Origin of the sequence: Acinetobacter pragensis, assembly GCF_001605895.1 — a bacterium.
GTDB classification, from domain to species: domain Bacteria; phylum Pseudomonadota; class Gammaproteobacteria; order Pseudomonadales; family Moraxellaceae; genus Acinetobacter; species Acinetobacter pragensis.
Window position 1 is genome coordinate 16523 of sequence record NZ_LUAW01000015.1, and the last position, 25605, is coordinate 42127.

Below are 25605 nucleotides of genomic sequence, written 5' to 3' on the forward strand. Positions count from 1 at the left end.
TTGTGAAACACAAAGCAGAGAATATTCACGCCCATAAGGATGTGATAGTATTAGCCATCATTCTAATTTTGCATCATTTATAAAGATATGTTTAGTTTACATCCACAACTTGCTCAAGATACGTTTTATGTAGGCGACTTTCCACTGTCAACATGTCGTTTAATGAATGATATGCAATTTCCGTGGCTTATTTTGATTCCTCGCGTACCTGGCATTACAGAGCTTTATGAGCTGAGTCAGGCAGATCAGGAACAGTTCCTGCGTGAATCGAGCTGGCTGTCCAGCCAATTAGCCCGCGTTTTCCGCGCGGATAAAATGAATGTTGCTGCTTTAGGCAACATGGTGCCGCAGCTGCATTTTCATCATGTCGTTCGCTATCAAAATGATGTGGCGTGGCCAAAACCGGTCTGGGGCACACCAGCTGTTCCTTACAGCAATGATGTGCTTGCACATATGCGCCAAACTCTAATGCTTGCTCTTCGAGGTCAAGGCGATATGCCATTTGATTGGCGTATGGATTGATCTGGAAAACGGTCTATCAAGGGATATGACTGTGTTTGTCTGTTAGGAGTGAGTGTGTGCCGCTAGACGACTGGATCAATAAAGAACCAAAACAGTTTGAGTATTTTCATCGACTGATGGGATATATCATGCTGTCTTTGGTGGTAGTCGTTTATTACTATACTCAGCCGGATACAGCATACCAAATTTATATCCCGCTTTTTTTGCTTTTTTTATTGCTGATTACACCAAAAATTTCACATTGGCTTATCTATAAATATAACAATAGAATTAAGCGTGCAGTATTGTTTGTTATTGATATTGTGATTATTTCTGTGATGCTCTCCGCAGTGCATTTGAGTCTTGTTCTGACTTTTCTGGGGCTGTTTGCTTTGCTGTATACAGCCATCAGCAGCAAGATTTCCTTTTTAATGGTGTCGCTGGCCAGCTTGATCGGCATTGTTGTTTTTTATTTTTGCACCATCTTTATTTTCGGCTTTCATGGCTATTTTGAACCGACCAGCAGCGAATTAACGATTTTAGGCTTTATTTGCCTGATTACTTATTTTGGTGTGGGCAGTTTTTACCAGCGTAGCCAAACATACTATCTGGCAAAGAAAAAAGATCACTATTTCGATCAAATGAACCGCTATATGGAATTTGCCAATCAGCTGAGCCGTTATGCGCCCGTACAGCTGTGGCAGTCCATCATGAAAGGTGAGTCGGAAGCCAAAATTGAATACAAACGGAAAAAGCTGACAATTTTCTTTTCTGATATTCAAGGCTTTACAGAACTATCTGAAACTTTGATTCCTGATGATTTGGCATTTCTGCTGAATGACTATTTAAGCCATATGACTGAAATAGCCAAGCAATATGAAGCAACTGTCGATAAATTCATGGGTGATGCGATTCTGATTTTTTTCGGAGATCCGCACAGCCAAGGTGTCGAGCAGGATGCGAAAGTCTGTTTAGAGATGGCCATGGTGATGCGTCAGCAAATGAAGCTGTTGCGCGAACGCTGGATCAAAATGGGTTATCCGCCATTGCATATCCGCATGGGGATTTCCACTGGTTATTGCCACGTGGGCAACTATGGCGCAGCGCACCGCATGGCTTATACCATTGTAGGCCGTGATGCCAACTTGGCCGCGCGTTTACAGAGCGCCGCCGAAGTGGACGAAATCTTAATTTCGGATGATACCCATCAGCTGGTAAAAAATGATTATTTGTGTGCTCCCAAAGCGCCAATTTATCTCAAGGGCATTAAAGGGCCTGTGCGTACATGGCAGGTCATGGAAAAATATTCATCAAAGAAAACAGATTATCAGCGCTGGTTCGATTATGAATATAAAGGCTTTCATTTGTTGCTGAATTTGGATGAAGTTCAGAACTTTGAATATCCAGAGCTGATTCTGGTGTTGGAAAAAATGATCAAGCGCCTGCAGACACAGCAGAAGATGACCAACTCTGAAGGCATTGTGAAGCTTAATCTGGAAGATGAAGTGATTATTGAAGAACACAAATGATTATAATGTTTTGTTAGTTTTGCAACTTTCTAACTCTGCTTCTTAAAGACATAAAAAAACCGCTGATCTCAGCGGTTTTTTTTTGGTTTTATCAGCTTAGTGATTTTCTGAAGCATGGTTGATGGTGTATTTTGGAATTTCGACTTCCAAATCTTCATCTACAATTTTTACTTGGCAAGAAAGGCGTGAGTCTGGCTCTAAGCCCCAAGCGCGGTCTAGAAGATCGGCTTCTACATCATCCATCTCATCTAAGCCATCAAAGCCTTTGCGGACAATAACGTGGCAAGTCGTGCATGCTTTAGACATATCGCAAGCATGTTCGATTTTTATGCCGTTATCTAATAGGCTTTGGCATAAATTGGTGTTTTGCTCAACTTCAAACTCAGCGCCATTCGGGCAGATTGTTGCGTGAGGCAATACTTTAATACGTGGCATAGTCTTTACCTATAAATTAGTTTGAGTTTGACCAGTCGTCGAGCTTAGTGCCCTTAAGTGCGGCATCGATATGCTGATTCATGCGGGCGGCAGCAAAAGCATCGCTGTGTGCCTTTAGCTGTTCCACTGCATTTTCAATGGCTTTAATATCATCATTTTTAAGCTGAAATTCAAGCTGCGCTTGTGCCGTATTTAATTCAGCAAGTTCCTGTGCTGACAATAACTGGGCATCCGCTTTTAAAGCCTGTTCCAAAGCTTCAAGTTCGCGTTTAGCTTCAACTTTGGTTTCTTGCAGGTGCCGAAGCGCTTTATCTTCTTCTGCAAATTTAAAGCCATCGAGCAGCAGGCGTTCAGTGTCTGAATCTGATAAGCCGTATGAGGGTTTAATATCAATGTGTGCATGTACACCAGAAGTGGTTTCTGTTGCTGAAACAGTGAGCAGGCCATCTGCATCTACCTGAAAAGTCACTTCGATGCGTGCTTGACCAGCAGTCATTGGCGGAATGCCGCGTAAGACAAAACGGCCAAGGCTTCGGCAATGTTCGACCAGGTCGCGTTCACCTTGAACCACATGAATCAGCATGGCGGTTTGGCCATCTTGATAAGTGGTGAATTCTTGGCGGCGCGCGACAGGAATAGCGGTATTGCGTGAAATTAAACGCTCGACCAAGCCGCCCATGGTTTCTAAGCCAAGAGAAAGCGGGGTGACGTCCAGAAGCAATGCGCCATCGTTAGAATTGCCGATCAGCTGGTTGGCGGTAATCGATGCGCCGATAGCAACCACTTCATCTGGGTTGATTGTGCAAAGCGGCTCTTGATTAAAGACCGCTTGGACAGTTTTCTGTACAGCATATGAGCGGGTAGAGCCGCCGACTAAAACAACATTTTGAATATCATTCAGTTCAAGCTTGGCATCACGCATGACGCGCTTGCAAACGCTGATGGTTTTGTCTAATGCAACTTTAATAATTGCTTCGAATGTCGCGCGGTCTAAAGTCAGCACATGATCTAACGCTTTGAGTTCTGTAGACTCTGCATCTGTTAAAGCTTCTTTGGCTTTGCGGGCAGCAACAATAAAATGTGCATATTCTGCATCATCTAAGGCGTCGATATTCAGCTGTTTTTTGGCCCATTTGACAATCAAGCGGTCTAAGTCATCACCGCCGAGCGCAGTGTGGCCGCCAGTTGCAAGCACTTCAAATACGCCTTGAGAAAAACGTAAAATAGAAACGTCAAAAGTGCCGCCGCCCAAGTCGTAGATAACGTAGTTGCGGTCTTGCGTTAAGCCGCTGTCTTGGTCTAGGCCATAGGCAACTGCTGCCGCAGTCGGCTCATTCAATAGGCGAAGCACATTTAAGCCGGCTAATTGCGCCGCATCGCGAGTCGCTTGACGCTGCGCTTCATCAAAATAGGCAGGAACAGTAATTACCGCGCCATTAATGGGGTTGCTTAAGCTTTCTTCTGCGCGGTCTTTTAATTGTTTTAAGATTTCAGCGGAAATTTCAACCGGTGTTTTTCGCCCCTGAGCAGTTTCAAATGCCGGCATCTGGTTGTCTTCACCCGCCAATGCATACGGATGCTGAAACTTGATGTCGGCTTTAGAACGTCCCATAAAACGCTTTACAGATACAATTGTATTTTGGGGATCTGCGGTGAGAAATGGTTTTGCATCATCACCGTATTCAGTGCTTTGTGCAGAATAATGAACAATGGATGGGAGTAACACACGGCCTTGCTGGTCTTGAAGCACTTTGGCTTTACCTGAAAGAACAGTGGCGACCAAAGAATGGGTAGTGCCTAAATCGATACCAATCGCAATGCGATGTTCATGCGGTGCACTTGATTGACCTGGTTCTGCAATCTGCAAGAGAGCCATTGTGTTACATCCTTAGAACTTAAATATTTGTAAACAGGTAAAATTAAAAATCATCATCTAAATCAAAGCTGTCGTCATCCAGAAAGCGGTCTTCCGCTTTGTCGATGTCCGCCATGACTTTTACAAAGAAACGCAGTTTGCGCACTGTGTCACGTGCTTCAGCCCAGTCTTCATCTTCATAATCAATTTTGAACTCACGGACTAGGCCGTTGATCCATTGCTTAACTTCAGTTTTTAATGAGATCAGGTCATCTGCAGAATCGGCTTCATCCAGCTGTTCACGAATTTCTAAAGCGGACTGTAAAAATTCGAAATCACCAATAGACTGATCAAGATGGTAATCTTGTTTTTTTAAGCTAAGCAAATATGCAGCGCGGCTGTCAACATTTGATAAAACTTTAAATGCCTGATTGATTTCACTTGATTTAATCAGAGCTTGATCTTTATCTTCGGCTTTATCAGGGTGATATTGCTGCTGCAGCTGAAGAAAAGCGTCTTTTAAAGCTGCTAAATCAATATCGAGTGCTGCAGGGAGGTTGAACAGCTCAAAATGATTCATGGGAGAAGTGGTCCGCAATTAATGTGCAAAAGTATGCTTTAAATGCAATTAAAACAGTGTATTTTACACTGTTTTAATGCAAAACAAGCTGAAGTGGGATTAGACAGTGAATGATTCACCGCAGCCACATTCACCTTTTTTATTGGGGTTGTTGAATTCGAAGCCTTCGTTTAAGCCGTTTTTAACATAGTCCATCTCCATACCTTCAAGATAAACTAAGCTTTTCGGGTCGACGAAGACTTTAACGCCAAACTGTTCAAAAGTTTGGTCATGCGTATCAGCTTCATCAACAAACTCAAGTACATACGCTAAACCAGAACAGCCTGAAGTTTTCACGCCAACGCGAATACCTTCACCCTTACCGCGATTCTTTAAATAATTGCTGATATGAGCTGCAGCATTTTCAGTTAAATGGATCATGAAAACTCCGTAATTCGTACTTCAAAAACTTGAAACGATTAAGCTTTAGTTTTTTTGCTGCGGTAATCTTCAACAGCAGCTTTAATGGCATCTTCTGCAAGTACAGAACAGTGTACTTTTACAGGAGGAAGAGCAAGTTCAGTGGCGATATCAATGTTTTTGATTGCTTGCGCTTGATCCAGTGTTTTGCCTTTAAGCCATTCTGTAACCAAAGAGCTGGATGCAATTGCAGAACCGCAGCCATAAGTTTTAAAACGTGCTTCTTCAATTACACCATTGTCATCGACTTGGATTTGAAGGCGCATTACATCGCCGCAAGCGGGTGCGCCGACCATACCTGTACCAACATTTTCTGCATTTTTGTCTAAAACGCCAACATTACGAGGGTTTTCGTAATGGTCAATTACTTTTTCGCTATAAGCCATGATGCTTCTCCAAACCTCGGGGTCAGCCTAATATTAAATATGGGGGTGAAATTACAGTTTTCAATGAGATAGCTTTACTGTGAAAGCTATCTCAGCGGGATGAATTAATGTTCAGCCCATTCAACAGTAGAAAGGTCGACACCATCTTTGTACATGTCCCAAAGCGGAGAAAGGTCACGCAATTTCTCAACAGCAGCTTTAGTAATTTCAAGAACGTGGTCGATATCTTCTTCAGTGGTGTATTTACCGAAACTGAAGCGGATAGAGCTGTGCGCAAGCTCATCAGTTAAGCCGAGCGCGCGAAGCACATAAGACGGCTCAAGTGTTGCAGATGTACATGCTGAACCAGAAGACACAGCGGCATCTTTTAAAGCCATCATTAACGATTCGCCTTCAACAAAGTTGAAGCTGACGTTTAAGTAGTTCGCAACGTTTTGAGTCGGGTGGCCGTTTAGGAACACTTGCTCAAGACCTTGCAGGCCGTTCCAAAGCTTGTCACGCAATACACGGATGCGGGTTTGTTCAGACTCAAGGTTTTTGCCTGCAAGTTCAAACGCTTCGCCCATGCCTACAATTTGGTGAGTCGGCAATGTACCTGAACGCATGCCGCGCTCATGACCGCCGCCATGCATTTGCGCTTTTACGCGAACACGCGGAGAGCGGCGTACAAATAATGCGCCCATGCCTTTAGGGCCGTAAATTTTATGCGCCGAGAAGCTCATTAAATCAACTTTCATGGTTGAAAGGTCGATTTCAACTTTGCCTGCAGCTTGCGCAGCATCGACATGGAAGAAGATTTTTTTAGCGCGGGTAATTTCGCCAATTGCAGCAACATCAGTCACCGAACCGATTTCATTGTTCACCATCATGAGGGAAACAAGAATAGTGTCCGGACGGATTGCGGCTTCAACCATTTCTGGAGTAATTAGGCCGGTTTTTGGCTGAGGCTCGATATAAGTGATCTCAAAGCCTTCTTCTTCCAGCTCGCGGCATGTATCTAAAATTGCTTTATGTTCAATTTTAGAGGTAATGATGTGCTTGCCTTTTGAAGCATAGAACTGAGCAACGCCTTTAAGCGCTAAGTTGTCAGATTCTGTAGCGCCAGAAGTCCATACGATTTCACGCGGATCTGCTTTAACTAGATTGGCAACTTGTTCACGGGCGTATTCAACTTTTTCTTCTGCTTGCCAGCCATAAGCGTGTGAACGCGATGCTGCATTGCCGAAAGTACCGTCAAAAGTCAGGCACTCCATCATACGTTCCGCAACTTGAGGATCTACAGGAGTAGTTGCTGCATAATCAAGATAAATAGGACGTTTCATGTCAAATACCTGTAACCGATAAAAGGGCTGAATCAAAAGCTGGAGAATTCTGGCGGATGGCAACGGTTTGAACGTTATCACGGGCTACTAGATCAGCTAGAGTGATTTTTCCAAGATAGTCGGCAATATGATTGGAGAGTTCTTGCCATAAATCGTGAGTCAAGCACATTGCGCCATTTTGGCAGTTGCCTTTATGGTCGCAGCGGGTGGCATCGACTGTTTCATTTACAGCTTCAATGATTTCTAAAACAGTGATGTCTTCAGCGCTTCGGGCTAAATGATAGCCGCCGTTCGCACCGCGAATACTGGAAACTAAGCCGTGGCGTTTTAATTTCGCAAATAACTGCTCAAGATAGGCTACTGAAATTGTTTGACGTGTCGCAATTTCTGCAAGTGTGATCGTTTGTTCAGTAGGCTGCAAAGCTAGATCAAGTAGAGCAGTCACTGCGTAACGACCGCGAGTTGTTAAGCGCATGATTCGATACACATGATTAGACTAGATGTGCCGATTTTAAGAATCCTGACTAAAATAGTCAAGTATTTTTGAGATTGTTTATGAAAAAGGCAAAATTTATAAAAATTATATATTTATACAAGCCAAAAATTATACACTAATAACGCAATTAAAAGCACCGTAATAATTGTAAATATAATATTTAACCGCTTCTGGCGGCGTTCAATGCGCTTGATGCGGTTTTTATATTGTTTTACTTCAACTTGCAGGGTATTGATTTTGGAACGCTGCTGTTCGATCTTTTCCAGTAAAGGCGCAATGCGTTTTTTTGAGGCGGTAACATCCTGTTCATCTGCAGGCTCTGAAAGCCATTGTTTCCAGTCGCCTAATACTTTTGGCAGGCTGAACAATGACAGTAAGTCTCGGAATTCATCTTTGAGGACTGCATTGCCATCAATCCGCATGACCTTGATGCTGCGGCGGTTGCCGAAAATGAATATTTTGATTAAATCCATTAAGGTGGTGCGTACATCTAAATCAACAGCTTTTTCAGGCGCTTTATCGTCAAATAAAATACCGTTTTCAGTGAATTGCACATAAAAGTCAAAATAGGGAATATAGCTGTTTATTTTTATGGCTATTTTCTCATCAACGAATTTTTTTGCCTGCAAAGCGACAACACGGTCATGTTTTAAAATAAACGTGAAAATTGTTTCAAGAACAATCAATGTCATTGTGAGCAACAAATGCGGCTGATTTTGTCTTTGTTGCGTGTCACTCATAAAAAACCAATCCTTACCTGAAATAAAAATAAGCATCCTGCTCTTGGGTGATTTCAGGTTTAAACCAAAAACACTTGAATTAAGTTGCTTTGTAGAACAGTTTTGCAAATCTATCAAGTCTTAAGTTTGCTATTATAGTGTTAATTTGCAGATTGACATATAGATTTGCACATGAAATCACGAGGAGCGGTGCTTTGTATGGACAAAACAAATACAACTGAGTCGGAAACGCCTGAGCAGAACCCACCAGAAAAGCAGAATAAGTCCAAAATCCGGCATTCACATGACCGTAAATCGGTGTTGGATTTTCGTAAATATACCAAGCAAATTTGGCTTGCTGGACTGGGCGCATTCTCGCGCGCAGAAGAAGAAGGCAATAAGCTTTTTGACTCACTGGTAAAAGTAGGCGAAGAGCTGGAATCTAAAACAACCGATATTGCCGACCAGACTGTTGATAAAGTTTCTGAAAAAGCAAAAGAATCTGTTGTTGATACAAAAGATAAAGTCGAAAAAATTTTAGACAACGGCGTAAATCACTCTTTAAACCGCATTGGTTTGGTTGCTGCCAAAGACCTGCAGTATCTTGAAAAAATGATAGCGCAGCTGCATGTCAAAATTGACCGCTTAGCGGAAGAGCAGCGCAAAATTCAGGAACAATTGACCAAAAAGTAGAGTTTTGTGATCAATAATTCATTTTTCAAGGTTTTTTTCGTCAATTTTTTGCAAAAAAAGAGGTTGTGGAGTATTGCGTTTCCCCCTAAAGCATTGCTATAAAGGCGCTAGGGCAATTTAAACAACTTCTGAACCTTAAATAAACGATATTAAGAGGACGTAATTTTCATGAATAAATCAGAATTAATTGATGCTATTGCAGACAAAGGGGGATTATCTAAGGCTGACGCAGGTAAAGCTTTAGATGCAACTATCGCTGCTGTAACTGAGGCTTTAAAAGCCGGTGATACAGTAACTTTAGTCGGTTTTGGTACATTCAGCGTAAAAGAACGCGCTGCACGTACTGGCCGCAACCCGCAAACTGGCGCAACTTTAGAAATCAAAGCAAGCAAAGTTCCAAGCTTTAAAGCTGGTAAAGGCTTGAAAGATTCTGTAGCTTAATTCTGTTGAGCTTATAAACGCGCCATCATGGCGCGTTTTTTATTGATAAATATGATTTAGCGCTTTAACGCATTCATTCATTGCTGGTTTTCAGTTAAAATCCTTCGCAAATAAAATATTGGATTACTTATGGAATCTTTTCGTAAAGTCATTAAGGGCTGGCTGGGCAAGGTATTGCTCATTTTGTTTTTAACCCCTTTAGCGCTTGTAGGTATTGAAGGTTATTTTAGCAGCGGGTCAAAAGATGCCGTGAAGTCAGTCAACGGTTCTGATATTTCTAAAAAGGATTTAGAACAGCTGACGAATTCGCTGAAAGAACAATATCTGACTTATGCGAATGGCGATGAAACTTTACTGAATCAGAATTTCATTAGTAATAAAGCATTGGAAACTTTGATTGCGCGTCAATTATTGCTGCAGCAAGCTGAAAAACTAGGCATGAGCTTAAGTGATCAGCAATTGGCGCAAATGATTCAGCAGCAGCCTAGTTTTCAGCAAAATGGTCAATTCTCTGAAGAGCTTTTTGGAAATTACCTGAAATCTATCGGCATGACCAACCGTGAATTCATTGAGAGTCTGCGTAAAGACCATGCATTAAAAATGCTGACGTCTACATTTATCGATTATCCATTGGTCAGTAAAAACGACATTATTCAAATTGCGAATTTGCAGACTGAACAGCGCACATTGCAGCTGGCTAGCGTTAAATTGGATGACTATAAAAAAGCGGTGAAAGTGACAGATGCTGAACTTAACGCATTTTATAAACAACATACCGCTCAATTTAAGCAAGGCACCAGTGTAGATGCGGATTTTGTGGTGATTTCACCAGCAAATATTAAAGGCGCTTCAACTGAGGTCAGCGATGCAGAATTGCAGCAGGCGTATAATGACTTTGTTCAAAAGCAGCAGCAGTCAGCACAGCCTGAAGTTAAGCATATTTTAATTACTGCTGATGGCCGTACAGATGCTGAAGCGAAGAAGCTTGCAGAAGAAGTCGCTGCGAAAATTAAGGCAGGCACTTCATTTGCAGCTGCTGCCGCACAGTATTCGGAAGATCCAGCATCTAAAGCTAAAGGCGGTACAATCGCAGTTTATCAAAAGGGTGTATTTGGCGATGCTTTCGATCAAACTGTTGCGAGCTTGAAAGCGGGTCAGGTTTCGGCGCCTGTTAAAACTGACTATGGTTATCATCTAATTGAAACAGCGGCGTCTGCAGTTCAAGTGCCGGCTTTTGAAACAGAAAAAGCGCGCTTAACGCAAGAAGTGCTGAAAACGAAAAATGCCAATCTATTTTCGGACACGGTAAACAGTCTGAATGATCTGGTGGTCAGCAGCGATTCTCTGGATGTTGTGCCGCAAGAGCTGAAAGGTGTTCAGGTTCAGTCTGTTAAGGGCTTTACGCTTGCATCTTCACATCCTGTGCTGAGCGATGCTAATGTGAAAGTTAAGCTGTTTAACGATGATGTTAAAAACGGCGAACGCAACGTGTCGAGCAGCATTCAATTGGCAAATGGTGATGCTGTTTGGGTAAAAGTCCGTAATTATCATCCTGCAGGCGTTCAAACTTTTGCTGAAGCAAAAGAAAAAGTGAAAGCGCAATTAATTGAGCAAAAAGCATTTGATGCGGCTAAGGCTAAAATTCAAAGTGCATTGAGTGAATTTAAAGCTAAGCCCGCGGCAGCAGTGAATAAATCAGGCATCAACTTTGTCAGCGCTGGGACGTTCACTCGTGCTGACGGCATGCTGAAGCGTGATATTCAGCGCGCTGCTTTTAGCCTGCCTGTTCCTAAGGATGGTTTCTGGTCTGTAACAACTGCCAAGCTGCCGAATGAATTGGTTGTAGTTGCTGTGACGAATGTGAATAAAGCTGCGGCTAATGCATTAACAGATGATCAATTGAGCGAATTGTCTAAGCTGTATCAGCAATTGCGCGGCCAGCAAGAGTTTGATGATTACACACGCTACTTGAAAGAGCATGCAAAAATTAAGTAATCTATTCGGATTGCTTGAAAACCAGCCTCAGGGCTGGTTTTTTTATGTTGGTTTTTTGCACCGTATGCAGGAAAATAGGCAAATGTATTCAGCTGTAAATGTGCTTAGATTATTAATGAAATAATGAGAATCTTTGCAAATGGAAAATTGGAATGCTAGGTCGCGGGGCGGCTTTTCTATCAGTGCTGTAATAAGTGCTTGATGTTATTTTGCGGTGCAGTGTTGGATGCTGCAGGAATTAATTTTCAAAGGATTTTACAGCAGGTATGTGTTTGGGGTGGTTTAAGCACTAAAAAGTTACATCAGAAGATATTGAGTGGGTTTAAAGCGAGGGAAGTAATCTATCACAGCCGGAAATTCTGCAGCTCAGCTGCAACGATTAAAAGCCTTGAAGGAAGATTGCGGATGAGAAAGGCAGGACATGTATTGTTGCCTTCCTCATCGGGCTAGGGGTTATTCGGTACGGATTTTAATTTCGTAGCCTGTGTACTTGCGAATATTGATGACACCTGTATCTAAAATCAAATACTGGCCTTTAATGCCGTGCAGTTTGCCGCGGATTACCGGAGTTTTATCCAAGTTGTGGGATTTAACTTTCTCAGGATACTGCTCAACCGGATAAATAAACTCTCGGGGCAATTCATCTTCTAGCAATTCGACAGTTTCATTGAATTCTAGATTCTGACTGAATTCATCCCGAATTGTCTGTATTTTCGGCGCGAACTCTTCGACCAATTGCTCACGGACTTCCAGAAGGTTAATTGGTTCTGCTTCGCCTTTCAGCAGCTTGCGCCAATCGGTTTTATCTGCGACCTGCGTGCCGAACATAATTTCCAGCTGCCCCGATAAGCGGCGAGAACCGACTTTCAGGATGGGGAGGGCTTGAGTCGCGCCTTGATCCAGCCAGCGCGTCGGCATTTGTCCTATGCGGGTAATACCGACTTTTAGAGCGCTGGAATTGGCTAAGTAAACAATATGCGGCTGAAAACAAACTTCATGAGCAAAATCATCTTCACGGCACGTACCTAAATGATAATGGCAAGTTTCAGGCTTCATGATGCACATATCGCAAGCGGCTTTAGTTTTAAAGCATTTGAAGCAGTGGCCTTGTGAATAGGATTTAGGCGTTTTACTGCCGCAGGACACACAATAAATATTGCCGGTCCATTCAATTTCAATATCCTGCCCTAAGCTGAAAGGAAGTGCAGTTTCTGAGCGGTCTAAAATAAATTTGTATTCAACATTTGCCTTGTGAGTCTGTTGATCAGTTAAACTAAGGTCGGTAAGACCTGCATGCATTTTATGGCAAATGCCTTGTAGTTCCATGAAATACTCTCTTCAATATTAAGGATGCAGTTATGGCTGAGCAAAATGTCATCACTTCAATGCTAGACGATTTATCAAAAGAACAGCCTGTTTCAACTGCATTATGTATTGGACAAAATCTTGCGCAATACGGCAATAATCAATCAATTCAATGGCGACATTTTAACGTATCTGAGTTTTTAAATCTGCCTTTTAGCCAGCGTTATGATTTGGGTTTTGTCTTATTTGATACAGCTGAAATGGCTGATGTGTCAAAACAGGAAAAAACGCAGCTGCTGGTTAAATTGCGTGATCTGATGGCCAAACGCATTGTTGTGGTCAGTAAACTTCAGGACGAACAGCTGCTGCGTGCATTGGGTTTTACCCAGCTGATTGATAAAACTGCACATGGTAGTGATTTTGCATTGTGGCAATTTAATATTTTGACCTATAAGCATGTCCCGGATTGGTTTAATTCTAAATTTTGGGCAAATCCTGAAAACTGGAATAAATTCCGCTGGTAATGAACGGTTTTTTGCAAATTTAGATGCAAAATTTAACAAAGTGAAAGCCGTGATTTTAAAATTTCAACGTATGCTGTAGATGGGTTCAATCAGGAAGATAACAATGACAAATCTAAGCAATATTGTTGAAATTTTGGCAAAACAGGCACTCGGAAATTCTGGGCAGCAAAATGAGCAAGGCGGTTTGGGCGGTATTTTAGGTTCAGTGCTGGGGCAGCTGGGCGGCAATACGTCATCTGCGAATGCGCAAGGCGGTTTAGGCGGTATCTTAGGTTCAGTATTGGGGCAGTTGGGCGGTACGTCAGAGCAGCCGCGTAGCAATACCGCTGGCGTTTCTAATGGGTCGGCAGTACTGATTGCAGTGCTTCCATTGGTATTGGCGTGGATACAGAAACAGGGCGGCCTGCAAGGGGCTTTGGATAAGCTGCGCGGTCAAGGCATTAGCAGTCAAGTAGATGACTGGATTTCAACAGGGCCAGGAGATAATGCCGCGGTCAATCCGCAGCAAGTCCAAAGTTTATTTGATGATGCCGAAATTGAGCAGGTGGCACAAGAAACACAGGTACCTAAACAGGACGTTTACAGCGCTATTTCATCGGTCTTGCCGCAAATTATTGATTCTTTGACCCCTCAGGGTGAACAAACCAGTAAAACGGAAGCCAATGCGGATATTCAGCAGGTTTTAAATTTAGTGTCAGGGTTTCTTAATCGCTAGGAAAAATCGCGGTAAAAACTGTATTTGGATTTGTTCCTGAATCTGAACCGTTTTGGTTCAATTGAAGATTTTAGTACAAATGAAATGCAGTTTTTTTGCTGTAATAATTATGCGCCGACATCTAAGTTAAATAGGCGGTTAGAAGGGCAAATCCGCTTAGCGATATAATGTGATTTTTTAGGGCGGATCAGGATAATCTGAGATTGAAATTCTAATTCACCGAATTCAGGTTCAACTTGAACATAATGCAATTGCCCGAACTCATCTCTTACACGCGCCTGTGCTGAAAAGCCGGGGCGGGCATTGCCGCTGGAAATAGTCGCGAGACGGCCAAGCAAATTGACTTGCTGTTTAATCCGTTTGGTGGGAATAACCTGATCTAAGCAGTGAATCATGAATACTGTAAAGAAAATTGCAATAATCAGGGCAGGAAGCACTAAATAATAAGCAGGAAAAAAAGTCATTTCGCGCGCATAAACGCAGAATTGAAGAAAGTAGCCTGCAAAACTGAAATTCATCAGCAGGAAAAAAATAATCAGTGTTTTTGAAAATTTTACATTTAGCAGCGGTAAATCATCTAAATGCTTAGGCGAAATTTTTTTGAATAAGGTGGTCGGACGCAGATTAATGTAATAGCCGATAATTTCTGCCATACCCAGCAAGACCACAGCCATTAGACTTAAATGAAAAGGCATTAAGTTGTAGTCTGTCAAAAACTCGGGCATGGCAGCGTCCTGCAAATTTTATTCGTCTAAAAGATAGATTCCGCCATCAGAATGCACGGTAATTTCAACTTTTTCAAGTGATTGACCTTGGCATGGGCCAGAGATGCATTCACCGGTTTCAACCAAAAACAATGCGCCATGCGTAGAGCATTCGATATATTCCTGATCGCGGTCCAAAAACTGGTTTTCCAGAAACTCCAGTTCTACCTGCAAATGCGGGCACAAATTTTGGTAAGCAAAATATGCACCGTCACGCTGTGTCACAAAAATGGTATCGCCATCTGGTGTTTCATAAGAACGCGCTTCGCGTTCCGGAACATCTTCCATCATGCAGATCTTATGCATTATGCGCATTCCTTTTGAAAATTTTGCAGCAGTAGCGAGTATTCTTCATTGGCTAAACGTGGGCCAAATTGTGAAACAACTTCACTTGAAATTAAAATAGCCAATTCAGCCGCTGTTTTGTAGCCTAAACCTGCATTTAATGCATATAGGAATGCCCCAGCAAAGGCGTCGCCAGCGCCGTTGGCATCAACAGCAGTTACCTTGCGGCCAGGAACAGTGAACGTTTGTTCTTGGTTGTGAATTAAGGCGCCTTTTGCGCTTAATGTAATGACAATGTGCTTACTAAGTAATTGCAACTTTGATAATGCTGCTTCAACAGTATCAGTTTCAGTGTACATCATTGCTTCGTGTTCATTGCAGAATAGCAGATCCACACCGTCATCCAGCAATTCATCAAGGCCTTGACGAGCATACTGCACCATCGCAGGATCAGACAAAGTTAAAGCAATCTGCACGCCGTTCGCCTTGGCAATTGCACGTGCTTGTTTAACTGCTGCGCGGGCAGAGTCACTGGTAGACAGGTAGCCTTCGATATAGAGCCATTTTGCAGCAGCTAATGGACGGAAGTCGATTTGGCTGTCTGAAAGTTCAGCGGTAATGCCTAAGAAAGTGTGCATAGTGCGTTCAGAATCTGGGCTGACCAAGACCATGCAGGTGCCTGTGACGCCATCGCTGATGGATTGCGCGGCAGTTTGAATGCGGGCTTCATTGAGGCCGTCTAAATAAATTTTGCCTAAGTCATCATTGCCGACACGGCAGGCGTAAAATGCTGAACCGCCCAATGCGCTGAATGCAACAGTCGTATTGGCGGCTGAACCGCCAGATGCTTGACCTTTATAGATTTGGCTGGCTTGCAGGCTGCTGTAAAGCGCGGCTTGTGTTTCGCCATCGGTCAGCTGCATTGTGCCTTTTTGCAAATTTTGCTGAATAAGGAAGTCATCAGAAACTTTAAATTCCTGGTCAATTAATGCATTGCCAATTGCAAAAAGATCAACAGTCGCCATGTCTTTCAGTCACATCAAAAAATGAAAGTGCTAAGTTTACACGAATGCTCAGGATTGCTGTAGATTGTTGAATAAAATTCATGATGGGTTTTGCTACGGTAAAATGGTGCAGATGCATGGAATTCTGGCTTTTATTTGCAATTTTTGTACATTTGTATCTCTTTGCTATTGAACATTGGGCCATTTTTTATTTACATAGGCCGATGGGGTTCTTCGGCGATACTGTTTATTTTGCTGCAGAAGAAATGATAACTTAAGTAATAGATTAAAAAGCGTGGGTATATGGAAATAAGTATTCGTCAGGCCGAACAATTGCCGAAGCAGATTGAAAACTTAGCGGCATTGGCCAATCAAGAAGGCTATGCATTTATTCAGCGTTTAATCGAAGAGTTTCAAAGCGGAAAAAACCGTTTTGATCAAACCGGTGAATGTTTATTAATGGCTTATGACGGCAATTCGCTGGTAGGCTGCGGCGGTTTGAACCAGCAATGGGGCGATGCCGGCGTAGAAGAGCGGATTGGCCGTGTCCGCCGTTTTTATGTGCATCCGCAGTACCGTCAGCACGGTGTCGGCAAAACACTGCTTTTAGAATTGGAAAAATTGGCAAAACCGTATTACTCAGCACTGTGTTTGAATACAGATCAGAAAGGCGCTGCGCATTTCTACCAAAAGCATAATTATGTTTTTGTAGAAAGTCATCCAAATTACAATTATTTCAAATATTTAATCTCATAATTTTTGTTTTATTATAATGCTGGACAACAATGCGCTGCACTTTAAACCTGCGGTGCATTTTTATTTATATTTTCCCAATTTCAATAAAATTTCCTGTTTAATTAAAAAAACTCGCCTGCATTCATAAGCTTTAATCTGGTTTTAAGCCTAAGCGCCAATAATAAGAACAGCTTGCATTTTAGGGTTTCTATTATGTCTATTACTGCTGGATCTGATCATCAATTTGCTGAAATACTGTCTAAAGTACCGCAAATTACAGCGATGTTTTGGCTGACAAAAATTTTGGCCACGACTTTTGGTGAAACAGCGGGTGATGCGCTGTCCATGTCGCTCAATCTCGGGTATTTAGTCAGCACCTTTATTTTTGCGGCAGTTTTTATTGCTTCAGTCTATTTCCAAATTAAGTCAAAACATTACCATCCTTTTCTTTATTGGTTCACTATTATTGCCAGTACCACTGTGGGCACCACAATGGCTGACTTTGTTGATCGTTCATTGGGGATCGGTTATGCGGGAGGCAGCAGTATTTTATTGTCTTTGGTGTGTTTGTCTTTATGGGTTTGGCATAAAGCAGAGGGCAGTATTTCACCGCACGCAGTGAATCATCCGCGCGCTGAGATGTTTTATTGGCTAACCATCACTTTTTCTCAAACGCTGGGTACAGCATTGGGAGACTGGTCGGCAGATACTGCCGGTTTGGGCTATACCGGCGGCATAGCTTTATTCACCGGGCTGATCATTTTGATCTTTGTACTTTATAGATTTACGAAAATTTCAAGGACATTGCTGTTCTGGTCCGCCTTTGTTTTAACTCGGCCATTGGGCGCTGTTGTGGGTGATTTTTTAGATAAGCCGATCAGTTCGGGCGGTCTGGATTTAAGCCGTTTTGCTGCATCCGCTGTGCTTTTAGCTGCAATTACAATGTGTGTGTATTGGTCGCAGCGCAATGAGTCAAATAAACTCAGCAATGCCGCTGATTTATGATCGCAGCGGTAAATATGCGGTTTGAATCAGAGGGGTAGACAGCGGGTTCATATGGTTTGTTTTAAAGGCAATTAAAGGTGACTAATTCACTAGGAAATTGTCATTGTGTTCATCCTGAACAAGTTTTTAAGGTATACTCAAGCGACTTAAAAATGCTTTAAATTAGGAGATCACATGACTGTAGATGTCACTGAAACCATTTCACAAACTGTTCATCCCGCGTTTCAGTTGGTACGTCAACACCATGTTGAAGCCTTAGACATTGCTGTGTCTGAATATAAACATAAAGCGACAGGCGCTGTGCATTACCATTTGGCTTCGAGCCATGATGAAAATGTATTCTTGGTTGCGTTCCGTACGCAGCCAATGGATTCCAAAGGCGAAGCGCACATTTTAGAACATACAGCATTATGCGGTTCTGAAAAATTCCCTGTCCGTGACCCGTTTTTCTTAATGATCCGCCGTTCATTAAATACGTTTATGAACGCTTTTACCGCAGCAGATTGGACCGCGTATCCATTTGCAACGCAGAATAAAAAAGATTTCCAGAACTTGCTGGAAGTGTATTTAGATGCCGCTTTCTCTGCCAACTTAAATCCGCTGGATTTTGCGCAGGAAGGTATCCGCATTGAACTTGAAAATGGCGAGCCAGTGTATAAGGGCGTGGTTTTCAATGAAATGAAAGGCGCGATGAGCTCACCATCCGATCAGCTGTACCATCAATTGGCGCATCATTTATTTCCGGAAACTACCTACCATTATAATTCTGGCGGTGATCCTAAAGATATTCCAGATTTAACTTATCCAGAGCTGGTTAATTTTTATAAGTCGCATTATCACCCAAGCAACGCGGTCTTTATGACTTTTGGCAATGAGCCTGCTTATAAATTGCAAGAGCAGTTTGAAACTTTGGCATTGTCTAAATTTAAGCAAGGCGAGACGCTGTATTCAAAACCTGAGCGCCGCTTGACACAGCCGCTGACAGTGACAGAAACCTATGCTGTTGATGCTGAAGACCTAAAAGATAAGACATACCACATTATTTCTTGGCTTTTACCGCAAGCCAGCGATATCAAGCTGCGTTTAGGCATGCGTTTGGTGGAAGGTATTTTGCTTGAAGATTCATCTTCACCATTGCGCCATTATTTAGAAACTTGCGGCTATGCGCAGTCAACTGGCCCGATTATGGGTGTTGATGACTCTAACTTTGAAATGACCTTCTTTTGCGGTGTGCAGGGTTCAAACCCTGAGCATGCCGAAGAGTTTAAAAATGGCGTATTCAAGATTTTAGAAGATACCGCTTCTAAGCCTGTTGACCCTGCGATGGTTGATGCCATTTTGCATCAGATTGAATTGCATCAGCGTGAAATTAATGGCGACGGCATGCCATATGGCTTAAGCTTGATTTTAAATGGCTTGGGCAGTGTGATTCACCATTCAGACCCAGTGCATGTCTGGGATGTGGATACTGCCATTGAGCAGGTCAAAGAAGAATTAAAAGACCCGATGTGGCTGTCGAATTTAATCAAAACGTATTTGATTGACAATACGCACCGTGTGCAAATGACGCTGGTTCCAGATGCGCAAAAATCTGCTAAGGAAGCTGAGGCTGAAAAAGCGCGCCTTGCTGAAATTGGCGCAAAGCTGACAGATGAGCAAAAAGCTGAAATCATTGCGCAAACCGAAGCGCTGAATATCCGTCAAGATACGCCGGATGATTTAAATCTTCTGCCGAAAGTCGGTTTGGAAGATGTGCCTGCAGAATTGCAAATTGTACAAGGCCAGTTGCGTGAAATTATTTCAAACAGCATGGATATGCCGCTGAATTTGTACCACGCGGGTACGAACGGCATTTACTATCAGCAAGTGCTGATTGAAATTCCAGATGATATCGTGCACTCACCGTACTTTAACTTGCTGTCAATTTTGATGGGTGAAGTCGGAGCTGGGCAATATGGCTATCTTGAATTGCAGCAATTGCAGACAGCGGTCAGCGGCGGTTTAGGCATGGGCGCATCATTGCGTTCAAAAGTCGATGATAAAAACCAAATCAGCGCTTGGATGACGCTCACTACAAAATCTTTAGTGGATAACTTCGAAGCGATCAAACTGCTGAAGCTGGCTTTTGAGCAGCTGCGTTTTGACGAAAAAGACCGCATTATCGAACTGCTGCAGCAAAGAAAAACCCGCTGGCAGTCTCGTGTTTCAGGTTCTGGCCACAGTTATGCGATGCAAATAGCCAGCCGTAATCATAGCGCTTTAGCTTTGCGTGATTATGATAATACCGGTTTAGGTTCTTTAAATTGGTTAACCGATTTAACTGCAAAAATTGAAAAAGATGAATCGGAATACACGCTGCTGATTGATGAGCTTAAACTGATTCATAACCGTTTGCTGAAAGCGCCAAAACAATTCTTGGTGGTGTGTGAAGAGCATCAATCGGAACGTCTGGTCGAAGAAGTGCAAACTGTCTGGGATAAAGTCTCGATTGAAAATATTGAGCGGGATCTGATTCAAGTTCAGCCTGAACGCAGCGATACAGACGAGGCTTGGCTGATTCAGGCCAATGTTCAATTCTGTGCATCTGCGTATCCTGCTGTAGATGTTTCACATGCAGATGCAGCGCCTTTAATGGTTCTGGCCGCATATTTACGCAATGGTTTCCTGCACAGCGCAATCCGTGAAAAAGGCGGCGCATATGGCGGCGGCGCAAGTTATGACGGCAATGCGTGTTCATTCCGTTTTTACAGTTACCGTGACCCGCGTTTGGCAGAAACATTTAAAGATTTTGACGCCAGTATTCAGTGGCTGTTTCATACAGAACAGTTGGAGCACCAGCTGGAAGAAGCGATTTTAGGCTTAATTGCCGGCATGGATAAACCTGGCTCACCTGCAGGTGAAGCGATTACAGCATGCTATGCCTTGCTGCATAAACGCACTCCAGCATTCCGCAAGGTTCTGCGTGAGCGTTTGCTCAAAGTCACTTTGGATGATTTAAAACGTGTGGCGCAAGTTTACCTGCTGGATCAAAAACCTGTAAAAGCAGTGGTTGCGCCTGTAGCAAAACGTGATGTGCTGGCTGAACTTGGCTTTGATATCAAGCAAGTCAATTAAACTGCAGGCTGACGCTGTTTAAAATAAGCAATAGATGAAGAATAAGAGGTGAGTATGGCGTTCAAATCATTTGAGCGTACAGCATTGAAGCTGAGTGTTTTACTCAGCTCAATGACAGTTGCAGGCGTGCATGCGCAAAATGCTGAAGTGGCTTCTAAGCCAGCAAGCCCGGAAGCCTGTGTCGCGCTGGCATCAAATGCCGAACGTTTGGCTTGCTACGATGCTTTGTTTAAAATACCGGAAGAAGTAAAGCCGCTGCTGGTTTCGGAGCGTCAGGCCGCACAGGAGCTGCAGCCTGAAGCCAATGAAAAGCTGACGCTGAAAGAGAAAGTCAGCCATGCTTTTTCAGACCGCCTATTTGCTGTGGAAGCGCCGCAGCTGAATCCTAATTTATCTTTACTGGACAGCCGCTGGGAGCTTTCACAGGACAGCAAATTGGGAACATGGAATATCCGCGGTTATCAGCCGGTGTATTTGATGCCGGGTTATTGGACGTCTGATAAAAATGAACGTCCATCCAGCCCTAACCCGAACAATACGGTAGCGCTTGATGAAGAACAGAATCTAAAGTCGATGGAAGCGAAATTTCAGCTGTCTTTGAAAACCAAAGCAGTTGAGAATCTGTTCGGTGATAACGGCGATGTCTGGCTGGGCTATACGCAGTCTTCGCGCTGGCAGGTGTATAACGCCGATGAATCCCGTCCATTCCGCGAAACGAATTACGAACCGGAAGCGAGTTTAGTTTTTCGGACGAATTATGAGTTGCTGGGCATTAACTGGCGGATGCTGGGTTTGACATTTAACCATCAATCGAACGGCCGTTCTGATCCATTGTCCCGCAGCTGGAACCGCGTGATCCTGAATCTGGGTTTTGAAAAAGATAATTTTGCTTTAATGCTGCGCCCTTGGTACCGCATCGAAGAAAATGAAAAAGATGATAATAACCCTGATATTAAAGATTATATGGGGCGCGGCGATTTAACCGCATTTTACCGCTATAAAGAACATGATTTCAGCTTAATGCTGCGTCACTCTTTAAAAGGCGGTGATGACTCGCATGGCGCCGTGCAGTTCGACTGGACGTTCCCGATTAACGGCAAACTGCGGGGCCAGTTTCAATTGTTTGATGGTTATGGTGAGAGCTTGATTGATTATAACCACCGCGCTACCTATGTCGGCTTAGGCGTGTCACTGATGAATTGGTTCTAATTCATACTTGAGTTAACTGTACAGATAAAAAAACCGTGCCAAGGCACGGTTTTTTATGGTTAACGGTTTTATCAAATTAATGCCTCAATCAGATTTTTTATCCAATTTGGATTTCTGTCGGCGGGTGCTTTAAGCGGCTCTTTTTCGGTGTGGCAATTAAGTATGCGAGGGTTAAAGGGCCTAATCGCCCTGCAAACATCAGCAGCATTAAAATAACCAAGCTGGCTGGCTGCAGTTCTCCGGTAATACCGCGCGATAGGCCTACGGTGCAAGCTGCAGAGACTGCCTCAAAAAGCAAATCTTGGAAGCGCTCATTAGGTTCAATCAGCAGCAGGCTGAAAAACCCGATAAAAATAAGCGTGACGGTAATAATAATTACAGCCAAAGCTTTAAATGTGGTTTTTTCTGGAATGGCATGATTAAACACACGGACTTCATCTTCACGGCGTAAAAAGCTGACCACACTCAGCACCACAATAATAAACGTGCCGACTTTAATGCCGCCAGCGGTACTGAGCGAGCCGCCGCCAATAAACATCAGCATCATGGTAATGAGTGAAGATGCATCGGAAAGCTGATCCATCGGCAGGCTGTTAAAGCCGGAAGATCGGGGAACAGTCGCATGAAACCATGCATTGACTGCTTGATCGCCTAGACTCATCGTGGCTAAGGTCAGCGGATTGCTGGCTTCTAAACACCAGATGATAATGAAGGCAAAAATATTCAGACCTGCAATTGTCGATAAGATCAGCTTGCTGTTTGGGCTTAATTTTTTCCAGCTTTTATGCTGTTTTATATCCATCAGCACCAAAAAGCCGATACCGCCAATGATATACAGCATGCTGATGGTGAAAGTAATGACATACTGATCTGCAAAGCTCATCAGGCTGTTTGGAAACAGTGAGAACCCGCCATTATTGAAGGCAGATACACTGTAAAAGGCAGCGTAGAAAAAAGCTTGAGCGAAGTTATAGTCTGGAAGCCATGCAACGGTTAAAATGACGGTGCCGACGGCTTCAAAGAATAACGAATACAGAAAAACGCCTTTAATGGTGAAGGTGACTTTTTTGAGACTGGTTTGCCCAATCGTTTCCTGCGCCATAATCTGCTGTTTTAAGCCTAATTGGGGCGAAAGGCTCATCACTGCCAAAATAGCGAAACTCATAAAGCCTAAGCCGCCGCATTGCAGCAAAAACATAATTACGATTTTTCCGAATACAGTATAGGCTTCGCCGACATTGACTACAGAAAGTCCCGTAATGGTGACGGCAGATGTCGAAGTGAAAACCGCATTCAGCCAAGAGAGGTCGCCATGATGCGCAAAGGGGAGCTTAAGCAGTAATGTCCCGATAATAATCAAAGCAAGAAAACCCAAAGCCAGCAAGCTGGGCGGGCTGAGATTGATCATGCCGCGTTTTTTATTGTGCAGGTTTTTCATACGGATTTAAATTGTTTGGATAGGCGGCGTAAAGGTTCCAATAACCCCTCAACCACTAAAATATCACCTTTTTGCAAGATCATATTTGGATCAATGCTGAAAAGAATCTCTTTGCCGCGCTTATGAATCAGGGTTTTGACTTCAGGCGCATGTTCCATAAGCTGATTAAAGCGCAATCCTTGCTGTGCTTCTTTGAGCTCAACTTTAACAATATAATGGTCATCTTCCAGAACCATGTAGCGGCTGACCATCGGATAGCTCAGTGATTGTGCAATACGCACGCCCATATCCTCTTCAGGATGAATGATTTTGTTTACCCCCAAATGGGTCAAAATCATATGATGCGCTTTTGATTTCGCTTTGACCCAGATCTTATCAATGCCTAGGTTTTTAAGATGCAGCACGCACAGAATGCTGGCTTCAATATCTTCCCCAATTGCGACAACGACAGCTTCACATTTTTGAATATTCAATTCACTAAGAACATGTTCATCTGTAGCGTCCGCTATGACAGCATGGGTTAATTGATCTGAAATATTCTCTACAAATTTTTTATTGCTGTCGATGCCAATGACATCGTGCTTGAGGCCAATTAACTCTGTAGCCACGGTTGCACCAAAGCTTCCAAGCCCAATGACTGCAAATTGCGCCATACAATCAGTTTCCTATCTTCATGTCGTATTTGTTAACGATTATTGGCTATAAAGCACTCAATTATTCGTCTATGCTGTTCTTAATGTATTTTATCTATTTATAAACACGCCAGCTATCTATCTTACAAAATTATATATTACAAAAGCTTATTGAGGTGGAAGCGCCAAAAGGAGTATGAGCATGCACAAGACACTGTATCAGGCATTGCAGGTGGCTTTTCCGGAACTCAAAGAAACTGAATTGCCAGATGAACAGGATAATTTTGAAAGCTTGATGCTTTGGCTTAATCAATTCTATTCGAATCTGCAGCAGCTGAATATGATGGATTATCGTCAAAATGGTATTGCAGAATGCCACCGGCTGCAGCAGTTAAATATAGATCTGGATGAATTAAGCAATCAGATTGATGCTGAAATGGGCGCTTTTTATGAAATGTATGAAGAAAGTGATCAGGAAATTGACCCGGAACCTGCCCATGCCTATGATTTTGAATTTACCTATAATGTTGTTTTTAATAATATAAAATTATTTATTGAACCCTATGATTTGGCTTTGCTGGTGATTGAGCAGGAAAGCCCGTATTGGCTGCTGGTGCCGAATAATGAAGAATTGGTCAATCAGATTATTACGGCTTTTAATGAAATTTTTGGCAATGAAGAACCTATGGTCTTAATTGATTAGATATATATCCGATATTTTATCGGCAATCTTCTGATGTTGTTTTTCTAAATTCAGCCCTATTGAAGGACTGTCATATTTTGTTCAAATCCTTTTGCTAGATTATTTTAAAGACCTAAGCTGATGATGCTTAAGTGTCAAATGCTTTTGAGCAATCGCAATAGAAGAATTAAAAAATGAACGATAAAAAAATATATCAGTGGTTGCAGGCGTGGTATCCGGAACTGCAAACCCGGAAAATTCCGAAAGCAAAAAACCGGCGAAGCTTTGAGCAATTCAAGCTGTGGCTGCTCGCTGAAAAAGAGGGGATTTCTGAACGTTCTTTTTTGCTGGCGCTTGACCCTTTGAAATTTACGGAAAAAGATTTGGCCTGCAGTGCGGTACTGCAAAACTTGAATATTGATTTTAATCAAATCTATCCGCAAATCACGGAACAAACGCAGCCTGTTTTTGCTCATTATGAAAGCTTAAAAAATGCGGTTAGCAAATGCTATAATCTGCAAGAGCAAGTTGCAGAAATTATATTGGATGAGCTGTATGGACTGCTCAAACAGCATCAGCATAAATTATTGCTGATTTGCGCTGAACAATATTATTGGATGGCCGTACATCAGGATGTGGAAAAAATGCATAAATTCTGTAAGAAATTTGAAAAGCAATTTAAAGATGAAGAACTGAAAATTGAAATCTATGCATTGCAGGATTGTTCGCAGTCGATATAGCAGTGTTTGAATTTGATATATCGCTTTGATAAAAATAGCCTA

General features: G+C 42.7%; 27 protein-coding genes. 13 read left to right on the forward strand and 14 right to left on the reverse strand.

Features of this window, described 5'->3' with window-relative positions; all coding sequences use genetic code 11:
- Window positions 1-87: 87 nt before the first annotated feature.
- Together AZH43_RS06335 and AZH43_RS06340 are read left to right on the forward strand one after the other, a co-directional pair.
- Window positions 88-522, forward strand: a complete 435-nt coding sequence (locus tag AZH43_RS06335) for an HIT domain-containing protein (RefSeq protein WP_067667737.1) — start codon at window positions 88-90, stop codon at window positions 520-522.
- A gap of 56 nt (window positions 523-578) precedes the next feature.
- Window positions 579-2030: an adenylate/guanylate cyclase domain-containing protein gene (locus AZH43_RS06340; protein WP_067667739.1), complete on the forward strand. Its 1452-nt coding sequence runs from the start codon at window positions 579-581 to the stop codon at window positions 2028-2030.
- Window positions 2031-2126: 96 nt separating this feature from the next.
- Here the strand turns inward: AZH43_RS06340 and fdx are convergent, their stop codons facing one another.
- The 8 genes from fdx to AZH43_RS06380 form a co-directional block, all read right to left on the reverse strand.
- Window positions 2127-2465 (reverse strand): ISC system 2Fe-2S type ferredoxin, encoded by a 339-nt coding sequence (gene fdx / locus AZH43_RS06345; RefSeq protein ID WP_067667741.1) that lies wholly within the window; start codon window positions 2463-2465, stop codon window positions 2127-2129.
- A gap of 16 nt (window positions 2466-2481) precedes the next feature.
- The gene (gene hscA, locus AZH43_RS06350; RefSeq protein WP_067667743.1) at window positions 2482-4341 is read right to left on the reverse strand and encodes a Fe-S protein assembly chaperone HscA; all 1860 of its coding nucleotides are present in this window, start codon (window positions 4339-4341) and stop codon (window positions 2482-2484) included.
- Between the two features lie 43 nt (window positions 4342-4384).
- Window positions 4385-4900: a Fe-S protein assembly co-chaperone HscB gene (gene hscB, locus AZH43_RS06355; protein WP_067667745.1), complete on the reverse strand. Its 516-nt coding sequence runs from the start codon at window positions 4898-4900 to the stop codon at window positions 4385-4387.
- Window positions 4901-4999: 99 nt separating this feature from the next.
- The gene (gene iscA, locus AZH43_RS06360; protein WP_067667747.1) at window positions 5000-5320 is read right to left on the reverse strand and encodes an iron-sulfur cluster assembly protein IscA; all 321 of its coding nucleotides are present in this window, start codon (window positions 5318-5320) and stop codon (window positions 5000-5002) included.
- 38 nt (window positions 5321-5358) lie between these two features.
- Window positions 5359-5745 (reverse strand): Fe-S cluster assembly scaffold IscU, encoded by a 387-nt coding sequence (iscU, locus tag AZH43_RS06365; protein WP_067667749.1) that lies wholly within the window; start codon window positions 5743-5745, stop codon window positions 5359-5361.
- A gap of 104 nt (window positions 5746-5849) precedes the next feature.
- Window positions 5850-7067 (reverse strand): IscS subfamily cysteine desulfurase, encoded by a 1218-nt coding sequence (locus AZH43_RS06370; RefSeq protein ID WP_067667752.1) that lies wholly within the window; start codon window positions 7065-7067, stop codon window positions 5850-5852.
- Between the two features lies 1 nt (window position 7068).
- Window positions 7069-7542 (reverse strand): Rrf2 family transcriptional regulator, encoded by a 474-nt coding sequence (locus AZH43_RS06375; protein WP_067667754.1) that lies wholly within the window; start codon window positions 7540-7542, stop codon window positions 7069-7071.
- Window positions 7543-7655: 113 nt separating this feature from the next.
- Window positions 7656-8303, reverse strand: a complete 648-nt coding sequence (locus tag AZH43_RS06380; RefSeq protein WP_067667756.1) for a hypothetical protein — start codon at window positions 8301-8303, stop codon at window positions 7656-7658.
- A gap of 198 nt (window positions 8304-8501) precedes the next feature.
- Between AZH43_RS06380 and AZH43_RS06385 the strand changes: the two genes are divergently transcribed.
- From AZH43_RS06385 to AZH43_RS06395, 3 genes are all read left to right on the forward strand, one after another.
- Complete coding sequence (locus AZH43_RS06385; protein WP_067667758.1) at window positions 8502-8975, forward strand: phasin family protein; 474 nt, start codon at window positions 8502-8504, stop codon at window positions 8973-8975.
- Window positions 8976-9143: 168 nt separating this feature from the next.
- Window positions 9144-9416: an HU family DNA-binding protein gene (locus AZH43_RS06390; RefSeq protein WP_067667760.1), complete on the forward strand. Its 273-nt coding sequence runs from the start codon at window positions 9144-9146 to the stop codon at window positions 9414-9416.
- 129 nt (window positions 9417-9545) lie between these two features.
- Window positions 9546-11411, forward strand: coding sequence for a SurA N-terminal domain-containing protein (locus AZH43_RS06395; protein ID WP_067667762.1), 1866 nt, complete (start codon window positions 9546-9548; stop codon window positions 11409-11411).
- Between the two features lie 453 nt (window positions 11412-11864).
- On the opposite strand, the gene AZH43_RS06400 is transcribed toward AZH43_RS06395, so the two are convergent.
- The gene (locus AZH43_RS06400) at window positions 11865-12737 is read right to left on the reverse strand and encodes a DUF2797 domain-containing protein (protein WP_067667764.1); all 873 of its coding nucleotides are present in this window, start codon (window positions 12735-12737) and stop codon (window positions 11865-11867) included.
- 32 nt (window positions 12738-12769) lie between these two features.
- Between AZH43_RS06400 and AZH43_RS06405 the strand changes: the two genes are divergently transcribed.
- Entirely contained in the window at window positions 12770-13240 is a 471-nt protein-coding gene (locus AZH43_RS06405) for a DUF6231 family protein (protein WP_067667766.1), read from the forward strand.
- A gap of 103 nt (window positions 13241-13343) precedes the next feature.
- A complete protein-coding gene (locus AZH43_RS06410; RefSeq protein WP_067667768.1) occupies window positions 13344-13955 on the forward strand; it encodes a YidB family protein in 612 nt (203 codons plus the stop codon).
- A gap of 107 nt (window positions 13956-14062) precedes the next feature.
- Here AZH43_RS06410 and AZH43_RS06415 read toward each other — a convergent pair whose 3' ends face one another.
- The 3 genes from AZH43_RS06415 to AZH43_RS06425 are packed head-to-tail and all read right to left on the reverse strand — an operon-like array spanning window position 14063 to window position 16029.
- Window positions 14063-14680 (reverse strand): OB-fold-containig protein, encoded by a 618-nt coding sequence (locus AZH43_RS06415; protein WP_067667770.1) that lies wholly within the window; start codon window positions 14678-14680, stop codon window positions 14063-14065.
- An 18-nt stretch (window positions 14681-14698) separates the two neighbouring features.
- On the reverse strand, window positions 14699-15010 hold the full coding sequence (locus AZH43_RS06420) for a Rieske (2Fe-2S) protein (RefSeq protein WP_171254438.1): 312 nt from the start codon (window positions 15008-15010) through the stop codon (window positions 14699-14701).
- A 14-nt stretch (window positions 15011-15024) separates the two neighbouring features.
- Entirely contained in the window at window positions 15025-16029 is a 1005-nt protein-coding gene (locus AZH43_RS06425; RefSeq protein WP_067667773.1) for an adenosine kinase, read from the reverse strand.
- Between the two features lie 282 nt (window positions 16030-16311).
- Here AZH43_RS06425 and AZH43_RS06430 point away from each other — a divergent pair, with 282 nt between their 5' ends.
- The 4 genes from AZH43_RS06430 to AZH43_RS06445 all read left to right on the forward strand — a co-directional run bounded on the left by AZH43_RS06430 (window position 16312) and on the right by AZH43_RS06445 (window position 22071).
- Window positions 16312-16764, forward strand: a complete 453-nt coding sequence (locus AZH43_RS06430) for a GNAT family N-acetyltransferase (RefSeq protein WP_067667775.1) — start codon at window positions 16312-16314, stop codon at window positions 16762-16764.
- A gap of 192 nt (window positions 16765-16956) precedes the next feature.
- Window positions 16957-17748, forward strand: a complete 792-nt coding sequence (locus AZH43_RS06435; RefSeq protein WP_067667778.1) for a COG4705 family protein — start codon at window positions 16957-16959, stop codon at window positions 17746-17748.
- A 174-nt stretch (window positions 17749-17922) separates the two neighbouring features.
- A complete protein-coding gene (locus tag AZH43_RS06440; RefSeq protein ID WP_067667780.1) occupies window positions 17923-20862 on the forward strand; it encodes an insulinase family protein in 2940 nt (979 codons plus the stop codon).
- A 54-nt stretch (window positions 20863-20916) separates the two neighbouring features.
- A complete protein-coding gene (locus tag AZH43_RS06445) occupies window positions 20917-22071 on the forward strand; it encodes a phospholipase A (RefSeq protein WP_067667782.1) in 1155 nt (384 codons plus the stop codon).
- Between the two features lie 97 nt (window positions 22072-22168).
- Here the strand turns inward: AZH43_RS06445 and AZH43_RS06450 are convergent, their stop codons facing one another.
- Together AZH43_RS06450 and AZH43_RS06455 are read right to left on the reverse strand one after the other, a co-directional pair.
- Window positions 22169-23509 carry a TrkH family potassium uptake protein gene (locus tag AZH43_RS06450; protein WP_067667785.1) on the reverse strand — a complete coding sequence of 447 codons (1341 nt, stop codon included), beginning with the start codon at window positions 23507-23509 and terminating at the stop codon, window positions 22169-22171.
- Window positions 23506-24162 (reverse strand): potassium channel family protein, encoded by a 657-nt coding sequence (locus AZH43_RS06455; protein WP_067667788.1) that lies wholly within the window; start codon window positions 24160-24162, stop codon window positions 23506-23508. Before AZH43_RS06455 ends, AZH43_RS06450 begins: the two co-directional genes overlap by 4 nt.
- Window positions 24163-24343: 181 nt before the next feature.
- On the opposite strand from AZH43_RS06455, the gene AZH43_RS06460 reads away from it, so the two are divergent.
- Both AZH43_RS06460 and AZH43_RS06465 read left to right on the forward strand, forming a co-directional pair.
- A complete protein-coding gene (locus tag AZH43_RS06460; RefSeq protein WP_067667791.1) occupies window positions 24344-24844 on the forward strand; it encodes a hypothetical protein in 501 nt (166 codons plus the stop codon).
- Between the two features lie 173 nt (window positions 24845-25017).
- Window positions 25018-25563 (forward strand): hypothetical protein, encoded by a 546-nt coding sequence (locus AZH43_RS06465; protein ID WP_067667795.1) that lies wholly within the window; start codon window positions 25018-25020, stop codon window positions 25561-25563.
- The last annotated feature ends 42 nt before the right edge of the window (window positions 25564-25605 follow it).